Raw genomic sequence first — 11,992 nt, forward strand, 5'->3', positions numbered from 1 at the left:
GTCCCGCATGTTGTTCTCAATTCACTAAGTTCATGCGGTTCAAAAGCCCAGGGAGGATCAGTTACCCGAGATAACCGCTTTCGCGTCATCCAGAGAGTACTCGACATTTGCGACACCACCAGCCTGCGTGTTGGACAGACTGACCTCAAGTGTATCTTGTGTGATGGTCAGAAATGGCACCGACAAGTCTTGTGGCACTTCTTTGCCGTCAAGCACTTGCTGAGCCACCCAGAACGCAAGGGTCGACACACCGGGCGCAATCGAGACTGACATTGTCTCATAGCCGTTTGCGTCTTTTTGCTCTTTCCACCAGGTCAGCTCGTCATGGCGGTTGCCCATCACGATGATCGGTGTTGGACGACCCGCTGCCTTAAAGGCCTGTGCTGCGCCATATCCGTCACCGCCTTGGGTAACCACGGCCTTGATCTCGGGCAGGCTTGGCAAGATGCCAGCCACAGCTTTTTGAGCTACGTCTTGCGCCCAATCGCCATGCACGGAGCCTTGGATTTTGAATTGCGCGTTTTCGGCGACACCTTCATGAATGCCTGCGGAAATCTCGTCATCGACGAACACGCCAGCAAGACCTCGAATTTCCAGAAGATCGCCGCCGTCGATGCGGCCTGCAAGATATTCGACCTGTACTTTGCCCATGTTTTTGAAATCAACTGCAATCCGGTAGGCGCACGGCTCTGTCACGATGCCGTCAAAGGAAACGACAACGACGCCAGCGTCGCACGCCTCTTTTACAGCGCCGTTCAACCCTTCGGGAGACGCGGCGTTGATGACGATGGCATCATAGCCTTGTAGTATCAGGTTTTGGATTTGTGCGGCTTGTTCGGTCACCTGGTTTTCAGCTGTGGTGAATGCGTCCGCGGCTGCGACGGTGCCATCTGAAACGGCTGAACCTCCGACTTTTTCCCAGCTTGTCAGCATCGCCTGACGCCACGAATTGCCCGCATAATTGTTGGACAATGCGATGCGCTTGTCTGACGTGTCGGCGATGGCAGATGTGCTCATCAAACCAGCAGCGACCGTCAGGCAAATTGTACCCAGTGTTGAAGCTTTCATTTCTTCCTCCCAATTCAAGTCAGTTTTGGTTGAACGGCTGATTTTCTTGTGAACCACCCTTTCTTGTTCTTATTATGCGTCAGTTTATGGCTGCGTTGTCGTTGCGGAACCTGCCTTAGCGACGCTAGGGCTGCGTGTCTTAACAGCGCTTCATGCGGGTTCCCGCATCTGTTTGGCCTTCTGCATTATGCTGCTGATCCAGCCACGTGCGCATTTCGGCATCCGCCACGGACATGCCTTCGAGGTTCAACAGGCCGCGCGACAATGCGATGGCCACAGCGCGCGTGCGCGAGTTGAACGGATTGGTTTGCGCGTTTCCCGGATCGATGCCCAGTTTTTCATAGAGCTGCTTCAGGCGGCTTTGGACTGACCGGGTCGATATAGAGCGGCGCATGGCGATGGATTTGTCGGTCATGCCAAGGGCGATATCGATGAGCACTTCGAACTCGGTGTTTGAAAGACCTTCGTGAAGATCTTCGCTGCGCTGCTGCACGCCTCTGATCTCGCGGTCGATGATGCATTGGTCTTCCTCAAACACGCCGCGCACGGCCAGTTCAAGCCGGTGCTCTGATGCGGTCTTGAGCAGGTAGCCGTAGACCGCCTCCTTGGGTACGATCTTGGAGATGCCGCGCACATACGCTTCGTCAGAATAGTTCGACCAGAAAAGAATGCGCATATCTGGGCGTTTCGACCAGATTGACGAGGCTGCTGCGATGCCGCTGACATTGGGCATCTGCAGATCCATCACCACCCCGTCGATCTCGTGTTCCAGCGCCAGCGAGATCGCCTCACTACCGTCGCGTGCCTCGTGCAGTGTATCGCAATTGGGCAAAGCGCTGCGCACTGTGCTTGACAGAAATGATCGATGAAAAGGGTCATCCTCGGCAATCAGAATATTCACTTAAACGTCCTCAGTATGAAGCTGTGCACCAAAAGCAGTCTCCAAGCCTTGGAAAGTAGGCCCTTCATCCGCATCAGGCTCGCCTTGTTCTTCAAGCTCGGCCAATGGGACAGTCAGGATGGTCTTGCTGCCTGTGCCGCATGGGTTCCGCACAAAGGCCACCGTCGCCCCGATCAAATCCGCACGCACTTTGATGTTGTTCACGCCACGCGGCGAACGACGCCACCCTTCGGCGGGTTCGACCCCATCGTTGGACACCTCGACCCGGATTGCGTCGTTTTCTTGTGACAACGCCACGCTGATCGCCCCGCACCCCGAATGCTTGACGGCGTTGGTTACCGCCTCTTGCACGATGCGGAACACGGCCAGACGAATTCGATATGCACCACGATCCATTGCGTTGTTTGTGCTGTCCGTGATCGAAGTGGCAATCTGGCGATCAAGCCCTTGGGTCGACCGGATGAGCTGAGCCTCGATGGCTTGGGTCAGTCCAAAAAGATCAAGAACACCGGGCTTGGCGTTTTCGATGATGCCGCGCAATTCGGCCATGCTGCGCGAAATTGTATCAGACACATGACGCAGCTCGCGTCCTTCCGGTTGTGGGACCTCGGCGAGCCGCTCCACCCTTCGATAAATCGCCGACAGATCTGCCAATGTCTGATCATGAAGTTCCATCCCCAAACGCTGGCGTTCAGCCTCCATCGCTTCGGTCAGTTTCTGCGCGCCCAGCCGCAGGGATTGTTCCCGACCGCGTGCGGCGCCTTCTGCCAAAGCCGACACGCGCGCCTGTTCACCCATCGACAGGGCGTAAATGTAGGGCGAGATCAGATCAGCAATATTGCGCGCCACTTCGACGTCGTTCTCGCTATATGCGTTTTTCTTGTGCGACGAGATGTTGAGCGCGCCCAAAACCTCGCTATGCACGTTCAGCGCCACATGAATTCGGCTGTGAAGGTTGGCTGCAAAAATCGGTTCATCGAACGAGCCTTCGAAGTGAAACCTGGGGTCTTCCCATGCATCGCTCGTCGTCAGGAGATCCACCTCACCTGACAGCATTTGGCGGATCGGTGAAAACTTGTTTTCCTGATGTTTTCCATCTCGTCCCCAAAAGGTTTTCACACCGGTTTCGATGGCGACGTGCATGGATTTGTCGCTTGGCAATATAACAGCGACGTCCATGTGATCGTAATCGAGCAGCGTGGATTTCACCGCGCCCGCGATCCGATTCAACACGTTTTGAAAATCGAGTTCTCCGCCGATGGCACGCGAAATCGCCAGATAGTGCTCCAGTTTGATGGCGTCACGATCACTCATCAAGACTCCTCCGCCAGCAACGCTAGGCCATCGCAGGTCGTCCGCCAAGCTTCTCTTTGGAATGCAGGCTGCACCTTCCAGCACAATGACGTGCGGAAACCCGCAAGAGCCGCTGCGCCGAACCGCGACAGGATCTGCTCGATCCACCCGCCGCACGTAGTCGCCAGCGTCCCGAAGCTTGTCGCTACGGCTATCGCATGGTTACGGGTTTGCTGAACAAAGCGGGGTGGTTTGTGAACCACGAGCGGGTCGAACGCATTTGGCGACGCGAAAGGCTGAAGGTCCCGCAACGCCACGCGAACTTGAGACGGACGACGACAAAGCAAAGTTCAACTAAAAGTTGGGCAACTGGTGAAGCAGAAGCCGGAAGACAAAAAGCCTTGAGTGATACCCTAAAGATGGCCGTGATCTTCGGTTTTAGCTGCCATAATCTGCACCTGTGCCAAGAAAGACGGTGGCCGAGGACCCCAAACTAAACCCGATTGTAATCGGACAAATCCCGTTCGCAATACTGGCAAAAAATAGGCGATCACCGCAGCCTTGGCTGGTTAAAATGGCACCATCATTTCATCGATGCGTCCTTAGCTTGCCCCATCGGGTGGTTCAGGTTGGTACGTTCTTCCGGCATCGTGCGAAAAGTAAGGTGTGACTGTTTCGGCTTTGTTTTACGTGATTGCTTCGCGATACTTTGAATTGTGCCGCCAGCTTGCCAGTAGACTCGGGCGTTGCACAGCTCACAGCGACACCTCTGGTGCGGGCAGCAAGTCGGGCGCATTGCCGACAGGATCATCGTCACCCACAGCCGCCTCGGCAAAGGCGCTAGCCTGTGGATAACTTTCGGCTCAGACCTGAAAACTAAGGATCAATCCTTTAACTCTTCAAGAAGCTCCGGCGCAGAACAAAGTGCTAGGCGGTTCCCCTCCGGTGCACCAAAATGTCTGACGTCAGGCACCTGAAGCCACTTTTGGTGTACCAAGCACAGCGCACTTAGGATAAGCTTGACTCTGAGCAGGACCACACGATCAGGCGCATATTTTTCAATGAATCCGGATCGATGTGTTATCTATACACATGTAGACTAGTAAGGGCAGATATGGACCAAGGGACGCGAAACATTCTCACCTGGATCGAAGTTACGATCTATGTATTTTTAGCAGCGATCATTGCTATTGGGTTTTATTTGGCGTTCTCCGATGAAGAATTCTTCCGCAACACTTACGTGCCTGAGGATGGAATATTAGAGACGTCTACAGCGATTATGTTGTTTTCGGCGGCAATCATATTGGCAATCCGCTTTCTTCGGGAACGTGAAACGCATCCGCGTTGTTTTTCAGTTTTCAGCGTTCTCATGATAGTAGCGCTGATTTTTGTGTCTGGGGAAGAAATATCTTGGGGTCAGAGAATCTTCGGCATAGAAACCGGAGAATTCTTCTTAGAAAATAATCGTCAGAGTGAAACAAATCTACACAACCTCGAGGTGCGGGGTGTTAACCTGAACAAATTGGTCTTTGGCAAGATACTTGGTCTATTTCTTGTGGTTTTCTATCTAATCTTGCCTGTCCTTTATTCGCGGCGAAAGCGTGTACATCGATTGGTCTCCAGCCTTTATTTTCCAGTGCCCAAAATTCACCATGGCATTGCAATGTTGACCTTCGCGATAGTTATCGATCAGATTCCTTCGTCGAAACGCGGAGAACTGAACGAGGTCTGTTTAGGCGCCTTTGCGCTGCTTCTTGTGACGAGCGCGCAGAACATTAAGCGACGGCGGGGGTAATGAAGGGCTTTCGTTTTCAAGCGCTCACAGCTTGTTCACTATCCATCATACTGACGGCATACGTTTTAACCACTGAAGAGCCCCTCTCCTGGGAATTTGCTGTGGTAGAATCACCCGCCACAGGCGGTGACCCACTATTCATGACAGTGTTCGACTACGAGTCTAGCCCAGCCTCGGCACATGCGCCTGCCATTAGAACTTTTGAGGATCGTGTGCAGGTTGTGTGGTTCGAAGGCACACGGGAAAGTCACGAAGATGTCGTGATCAAGAGTGTGGATATCACTCTTAAGGACGGCCAGAGTGACTGGAAGGCAGAAGATGTCAGTGAGTTCTTTGATCGCCACGATTTGGTGAGAGCGACACAACCGTCACAGGAAATATGGTCGCTCGGAAACACGATACAATTCGCTGAGGGGGAGAAAGCGGCGCTTGCAACCGTGGTGTCCGTGGGTGGTTGGGCTGCGGCCTCCATCGCGCGGGTAGAGTTTGTGGGTGATGAAGTCTCAACGGTTCGTAAGCTGCGGCTTTCACCGATGTTAAACCGCTCATATCTGGTCCGGAATTCAACTCTGCGCTACGTGGATGGCAGCGTTGCCATCCCGGCTTACTTCGAGATGGGGAATGCCTTTGGAGAACTTGTACGGCTAGATCAAGCGGGAAACGTGGTCGACAAACGTCGCATTACGCAAGGTCGCTTTGCAATTCAACCGGAAGTCGTAGTGCTGGGGCCTAAAAAGGCCGTGGCGCTATCGCGTAACTATGACAAGGATTCAGACAGGTTAATCGCGTCTTGGACCGAGGATGGCGGACAAAGTTGGGGTGCGCCAAAACTACTTGGGTTGCCAAATCCAAATTCGCCGGTCGCTGCAACCCGGCTGAATGATGGCCGCGTCTTGATGGCTTTCAACGATGATCCTACCCATAATCACACGCTGACGCTCGCTATCTCTGCTGATGACGGGCATGAGTGGGAGCGTATTGCGGTGCTTGAAAACGGCGAAGGTGAAGTGCGCTATCCGGATTTCGCGCAACTGCCTGATGGATCGCTTTTGTTAGTATACTCGTTCGGAAGTAAAAAGGGGATCCGGGCCCATGTACTCAATAACGCATGGGTTGATGCTCAATGAACTTTGACCTTTTGGCCTGGTTGATCATCGCTTTCTGGATCGGTTTCCGGGTGGCTCTGACTGTTTCGCAGCTTAAAGTAGCGCTTGGGCTAGGGGTAGTCGTTGCAGTCGCCAGCCTCGTATTGCCCAGTGTTATGCCGCTCATGGTGGCAATCCTCGCACCATTTGGTTTTCTTCTTCCGGCATTGGCCTTACGCGACGTGCTTGGGCGTACGTGGATTGAGATCGCGCCATTTCACACCCTAGACGTCATTTTGGTGCTGATCGTTTCCACTCTTTTTATTGCAGCCTCCATCGGAGTGTTTACCGTCGATCCTTATCGGATGGGCTATGGCCCTCTCGCTCCGGCAGTTGTGACCTTAGTTGGCATACTCTGGACACTTTGGCGGCGGCATTTTTTCATTCTGGCGACGCTCCTTGCTGCTCAAATCACATGGACCTTTGGTTATTTGAGCACTAATTTCTTCGATTTAATTTTGCATGCGATACTAGTGCCCGTCTGTGTCATTTGGCTAATAAAACGAAAGCTCGTCGAGATTTCTCGCCACGCCCGGTCAGTGTGACCAAGCGATAATACAAGACATAGCGTGTCCGTCGTCAGGGGTATTGGAACAGATGGCGGCCAGAGCTAAGAGAGGATCTGGCTCATCATTCTGTTTGATTTTGCGACGGTTTGGCGGAGAAGTAAGCGCCAGGTTCACGACGGCACAACTCCTGACCTGCTCCCCACTGCGGCCGGGTTTTAGAGTTCCATTCGCTTTCGTTTGCTGACAAAACCACGGCTTGGTCGGTTTTGAGACAACCGGATTGTCACCTTGATCGAAGCGGTCATCGTTTTTGATTAATCGATTGGTTGTTCCGCGAAGCATACATTCTCCAATGAAAAAATGCAGAACAATGACACCAGCAGTTTGACGGCTATGGGCCGTCCCCGTGGAGAGGGGCGTGACCCCCCGGATGCCCGCTGTATCCGAGGTCGGCAATGGGCCCGTCGCGGGAATTTCTGATTTGTACCGGGCACTCGATGAACCGGCCCAGTCGAAAGGGCACGTCCTTCCTCAGTGCTCACCGATCATTAGCTACGAACATTTCACATCTCTCCTTCAAACACTCACATTTGGACCGGCAAGCGCCTACGCCGGTTGAGCGAAGCTACCCTTGGCATGCCGCGAGGTAGGCATCGAAGGCGTTCCAAATTTGAGTGCTCGATTGCTGTTTTGCCGGGTGAACCAGCACGAAATCAAATTCGCTGCTTTCGGTTGCCGTCAGCTGCTCAGCCATCTCGACTGCGTAGTCAGCAACCGTCATCCGCGCAGATTTGGGCGCAATTCCATACTGAGCCGAATCCATGGCCTGTCCGCCGATTGATGCGGCAATCGCGCCTGAGTGCATCGCACCTTTGGACACAAGGGCCTGGCCGCCCGCAGCGCGGCTGATTTTATCATGGTCCACCTTGGATGCATCGAACCGGGTGCTGAACAGGTCGATCGAAGACACATTGCGCCGGCTGATGTGAAAGTAATTCGCATAGTAGAGAATCTGAGCGTTACAATCTGTCCCTCGAATGATCAGGCCTGAATCGTCACCCTCGTACTGAGCCACAGTGCGCAATGCTTCCAAAGCGGCTGGCGCGTCAGTGGGCGTTTCTGGTTCTGCCTGACTTGTCTGTTGTTCCAGCAAGGTCGATACAGCGTTGAAACAGGCAATCTGTTTTGCTGGATCTTTCACCAGAGTCTGGCAATTCTCCATCAGGGCCGTCAGCGTGTATTCTCTTCCATCTACGGTCAACAAGACTTCGGCGCTGCTGCTTGAGGACATAATCGCCAACGAGACCGCGAAGCCACTCATAATCTTTTTCATCGTCTTCACTCCGGGAAACACCAGCCGCGACCTGCGCGGCGCATTCCCTCATTCTGGATTTGACAGATTTCCGTCTGCCTCTGTGGCCAAGGCAAGTCCGTTTCGGATTGCCTTGGCTAAGAACGTCAGTGACGTCGAGATCCAAAGATCAGGTGTTGAGCACCAGGCTACTTTGATCAATCCCGACATCCTCGGCGTCGGATGTCACGCGCAAGCCGATGGACTTGTGCAGCACGTACCAGACGAAACCTGATGCGACCGCCACATAGGCCATGACAATCGCAACGGAGACGAGTTGGCCAAAGATGGTAGCGTCCGCATTGGTGAATGCGACGGCAATTGTGCCCCACACACCGCAGAACAGGTGAACCGGAATGGCACCCACAACATCGTCGATCTTCAGGTCTTCCAGAAGCTGGATCGCAAAGAACAGGATGAGACCCGCGCCAACACCGATCGAGAACGCCATCAGCGGTGTCGGGAACAAAGGTTCCGCCGTGATTGCGACCAGACCACCCAGCGCGCCATTCAGCATGAACGACAGATCAAAGCGGTTCTCTTTGAAGTAGGAGATGAACGCCGCAGCGATAACCCCGCCAGCAGCCGCCATGTTCGTATTGAGGAAAATGCGCGCCACGTTCGTTGCGTCTGCATCCGACGAGAAGCTGAGGTAGGAGCCTGCGTTGAATCCATACCAACCCATCCACAGGATCAATGTGCCAATGGTTGCCAGCGGCATTGACGCGTTGCCAAGAGGAACGGTCTTGCCATCAACAAACCGGCCTGTCCGCGACCCGACGACAAGCGCACCAATCAGTGCTGCTGTGCCTCCGACGACGTGAATGACGGTGCTGCCTGCCAGGTCCTTGAAACCAAAGTCAGATGCAAGGAAACCTCCACCCCAGGTCCACGAGGCCTGAATGGGATAGATAACGGCTGTGAAGATCGCCGTGAAAATGAAGAATGGCGCCAGTTTCATACGTTCCGCAACTGTCCCGGATACGATTGAGGCAATCGCCACACAGAACATCGACTGGAAAAAGATGTCAGCGGCACCAGCGTGCCCGCGTCCGACGAAGTCGCTGCCATAGTCTACGACATCCGTGATTTCGATGACCCCGTCATATCCCAGGACACCGGGAAGGATCCATGCGCCGTTCGGAAACATAATGCCGTAACCCGTCAGGATGAAGGCCGTGGAAGCAATCGCGAATAGGCCAATATTCTTGGCGCATTGTGCGACGACGCTTTTGGTTTGTACGTAGCCCACTTCGAGCATCGCAAAGCCCGCGGCCATCCACATAACCAGAACGCCGCAGAAGACGACGAACAGTGTGTTCATGACATACGGAGACACACCTGATGATGCCTGTTGTGCGGCTGCAGGTCCGGCGATAATGCCAGCTAATACAGCGATTCCAAGTACTTGTTTGATCATTTTTCTACTCTTTCTCAATAGTTCTGATTACCGGATCGCTGAAATTTTAGGCAAATTTATGTCCAGTTTGAGAAAAAAACTGACGGTTTTTCAAAGAAGTATATTGGCGGCGCACAACAGTCCGCCAAGATCGCGCATGAGTTGTCGGAAAGCTCGGAATGCGTGTGATCCATCAGCAAAAATCTCAATTAGATCAGAAAGATGCCACGTTCCGGACAATTTTATTCAATTCAATAAGCGGTGAATTATGTGTGTAAATACGGTGGATTTTCGGTATGGGGCATCCCAAAGCAATAGAACCTGATTTCGATGGCGCAACGAGCGACGAACTGGCGCCTGGCCACAAATTGATGCAGGGGCAGTATACGATCGACTCTTTCCTTCAAGCGGGCGGATTTGGCATCACTTACCTTGCGCGAAATTCGCTGAATCGTAAGGTCATCATCAAAGAGTGTTTCCCCGGCACATTCTGCCGCCGGTCCGCCACATCCGTCCGGGCGCGCAGCAGTTCGCACGTCAAGGGATTCACCTCCATCGTGAGCAAATTCGTTGACGAGGCGCACAGCCTGGCCAAGGTCAAACACCCCAATATCGTGGGCGTGCATCAGGTCTTTGAAGAAAACGAAACCGCCTATATGGCGCTTGATTACATTGATGGCTCTGACCTTCTGGAAGTGATCGAAGGAAAGCAGGACCGCCCGGAACCGGAACAGATCGAGGTGATCCTCACCAAGGTGCTGGGTGCTGTTGGCGCAATCCATGATCGGGGCATGTTGCACCGCGATATTTCGCCCGACAACATCATGCTGACATCGGATTTGGAGCCGATCCTGATCGATTTTGGCGCCGCACGCGAAGATTTTGGGCTGGAAAGCCGACAGCTCTCCGAATTGCGTGTCATCAAGGACGGATACAGTCCGCAGGAATTCTACGTCTCGGGTGCCGCTCAGGGCGCGTTCAGCGATCTATATGCCTTGGCGGCGACCTTTTATCATCTGATCACTGGCGACCTTCCCGCCGGTTCGCAAACGCGCCTTGCGGCCGTTGCAGCCGGTGAAGGTGATCCTTACGTGCCCGTCGCTGGACGGATGTCGGAATATTCCGATCCGTTCCTGCGGGCGATTGATACCGCCATGGCGATCCTGCCCAATGACCGTATCGCATCTGCAGATCAATGGCGCGAACTCCTGCAGGGCACGGGTCCCTCCGGAGGGGTCAAGGCACCTGCAAAATCGAAAGACGGCAACATACTGGCGTCCAAGCCAGTGTCCGACACGACGAACAAAACCAAAGCACGGTTGTTGGGCGGTATTGCACTCGTCATTCCGATCATCGGTGCCGTCTATATCCTGCAAAGCAATGACACCGCCCCGACAACTAACGAGACCACAGCGGCATTCACTGCTGCTGAGCCGACCCAAACTGCGGCTCTTGCTCTTTCAGAGCCAGACCAAAGCGCGGCTCTTGTTCTTGATGAGCAAGTCCAGACTGCGGCCCTCGCACTTCCAACAGATGCTGTTGTATCTGGTCCGTCCGAGAGAGCGACGCCTGCTGCGGATCTCAGTGCACTCCTGAATATTCCGGCGGCGGCGACAGAACCCGAAGCCGAGACCACGGCACAGGATGCCCCCGAAGCAATACTCTCCGACGCGATCGCAACCGCATCGCTCGTAGAAACGGATGTGGCATCCGATGTTGTGGCAGCGGAGAATGTGCCGGCACCGGAATTTTCGCTGGCCAGCATTCTGAATCCGGCCCTTGCCGAGGATATTGACCCGGCACTTGCCGACAGCGCCGCCGAGGACGAAATTGTATCCGCTGGCCTCAGCCTTGAGCAAGATGAGGCAACGGTCGAAGCCGAACTGGTGTTAGAACCGCTGGCAGACACGCCTGAAGCAGCACCAGACTTTCTGGTCGAGAGTTTTGACTTGCCTCAAGTCACGTCGGCCTGGTCCGTTGATTTGACCGGCGTCCTGCCAGTCGCGACCGACACGGTATATGCAATCAACGGCATGTCGTTGGAGGCCAATTCAGAGATCGACTCTGCGCTACATCAGATGATGCAGGCTCCCGAGGGTGGCACGATGCAGTTGTCCATTCTGGCTGGCGCTTCCCAGAACGAGGCCGCGGTTGAATTGGTTTCGGCGGCTGTGATCCACAAGACCTCGCTCCTCGACGGCACAGCTTTCGAAGCCCGCATGATCGACGGCGCGTGGTCCACGGTTGTGACAGACGTGTCCGCGGGCAGCGAATTTGAAGTCGGTGACATCCTGGTCGGCGATTTGAGATCGGAAACACCATTCAATAAACGCACCTCGCTGCCGGAAATCCTGGTCCAGGCAAACGCCCAGAACCTTGACCGGCTCACCCTCGCTGTTCGCCGGAATGACGATATGTCAGTGGCCAGTATGCTGGTTCCGCGCTGATCATCGAAATGATCGCAGACCGCACCACAGCATTCTGCTCGCCAAGTGAACGGCAGCAGTGGGGCGTCTTGGTAAGTTGAAATC

General features: G+C 54.2%; 9 protein-coding genes and 1 pseudogene. 5 read left to right on the top strand and 5 right to left on the bottom strand.

The features are described 5' to 3' along the window. Positions 1-57: 57 nt before the first annotated feature. The 3 genes from Q1A89_RS18950 to Q1A89_RS18960 all read right to left on the bottom strand — a co-directional run bounded on the left by Q1A89_RS18950 (position 58) and on the right by Q1A89_RS18960 (position 3,439). Positions 58-1,068: an ABC transporter substrate-binding protein gene (locus tag Q1A89_RS18950; RefSeq protein WP_299732151.1), complete on the bottom strand. Its 1,011-nt coding sequence runs from the start codon at positions 1,066-1,068 to the stop codon at positions 58-60. A gap of 139 nt (positions 1,069-1,207) precedes the next feature. Continuing rightward, positions 1,208-1,969 carry a response regulator transcription factor gene (locus Q1A89_RS18955; RefSeq protein WP_299732154.1) on the bottom strand — a complete coding sequence of 254 codons (762 nt, stop codon included), beginning with the start codon at positions 1,967-1,969 and terminating at the stop codon, positions 1,208-1,210. Continuing rightward, positions 1,970-3,439 (bottom strand): ATP-binding protein, encoded by a 1,470-nt coding sequence (locus tag Q1A89_RS18960; protein ID WP_299732157.1) that lies wholly within the window; start codon positions 3,437-3,439, stop codon positions 1,970-1,972. It abuts the gene before it with no gap. A gap of 26 nt (positions 3,440-3,465) precedes the next feature. Between Q1A89_RS18960 and Q1A89_RS18965 the strand changes: the two are divergent. From Q1A89_RS18965 to Q1A89_RS18980, 4 genes and pseudogenes are all read left to right on the top strand, one after another. Next, positions 3,466-3,576, top strand: a pseudogene (locus Q1A89_RS18965) (IS3 family transposase); the annotation flags it as partial. Positions 3,577-4,376: 800 nt separating this feature from the next. Then, on the top strand, positions 4,377-5,057 hold the full coding sequence (locus tag Q1A89_RS18970; RefSeq protein ID WP_299732160.1) for a hypothetical protein: 681 nt from the start codon (positions 4,377-4,379) through the stop codon (positions 5,055-5,057). A 140-nt stretch (positions 5,058-5,197) separates the two neighbouring features. Next, positions 5,198-6,184 carry a sialidase family protein gene (locus tag Q1A89_RS18975; RefSeq protein ID WP_299732163.1) on the top strand — a complete coding sequence of 329 codons (987 nt, stop codon included), beginning with the start codon at positions 5,198-5,200 and terminating at the stop codon, positions 6,182-6,184. Continuing rightward, on the top strand, positions 6,181-6,747 hold the full coding sequence (locus Q1A89_RS18980) for a hypothetical protein (RefSeq protein WP_299732166.1): 567 nt from the start codon (positions 6,181-6,183) through the stop codon (positions 6,745-6,747). The genes Q1A89_RS18975 and Q1A89_RS18980 overlap by 4 nt, the downstream gene beginning before the upstream one ends. Before the next feature lie 589 nt (positions 6,748-7,336). Here the strand turns inward: Q1A89_RS18980 and Q1A89_RS18985 are convergent. Beyond that, positions 7,337-8,044 carry a hypothetical protein gene (locus Q1A89_RS18985; protein ID WP_299732168.1) on the bottom strand — a complete coding sequence of 236 codons (708 nt, stop codon included), beginning with the start codon at positions 8,042-8,044 and terminating at the stop codon, positions 7,337-7,339. Between the two features lie 148 nt (positions 8,045-8,192). Beyond that, entirely contained in the window at positions 8,193-9,500 is a 1,308-nt protein-coding gene (locus Q1A89_RS18990) for an ammonium transporter (RefSeq protein WP_299732172.1), read from the bottom strand. A gap of 332 nt (positions 9,501-9,832) precedes the next feature. Between Q1A89_RS18990 and Q1A89_RS18995 the strand changes: the two genes are divergently transcribed. Continuing rightward, positions 9,833-11,908, top strand: a complete 2,076-nt coding sequence (locus Q1A89_RS18995; protein ID WP_299732174.1) for a serine/threonine protein kinase — start codon at positions 9,833-9,835, stop codon at positions 11,906-11,908. Positions 11,909-11,992 lie beyond the last annotated feature (84 nt).

Source organism: uncultured Tateyamaria sp., assembly GCF_947503045.1.
In the GTDB taxonomy this organism is placed as follows: Bacteria; Pseudomonadota; Alphaproteobacteria; order Rhodobacterales; family Rhodobacteraceae; genus Tateyamaria.

Coding starts and splice junctions, on each gene's coding strand:
- Q1A89_RS18950 (WP_299732151.1), bottom strand. CDS start 1,068: ATGAAAGCTTCAACACTGGGTACAATTTGCCTGACGGTCGCTGCTGGT.
- Q1A89_RS18970 (WP_299732160.1), top strand. CDS start 4,377: ATGGACCAAGGGACGCGAAACATTCTCACCTGGATCGAAGTTACGATC.
- Q1A89_RS18975 (WP_299732163.1), top strand. CDS start 5,198: ATGACAGTGTTCGACTACGAGTCTAGCCCAGCCTCGGCACATGCGCCT.
- Q1A89_RS18980 (WP_299732166.1), top strand. CDS start 6,181: ATGAACTTTGACCTTTTGGCCTGGTTGATCATCGCTTTCTGGATCGGT.
- Q1A89_RS18985 (WP_299732168.1), bottom strand. CDS start 8,044: ATGAAAAAGATTATGAGTGGCTTCGCGGTCTCGTTGGCGATTATGTCC.
- Q1A89_RS18995 (WP_299732174.1), top strand. CDS start 9,833: ATGCAGGGGCAGTATACGATCGACTCTTTCCTTCAAGCGGGCGGATTT.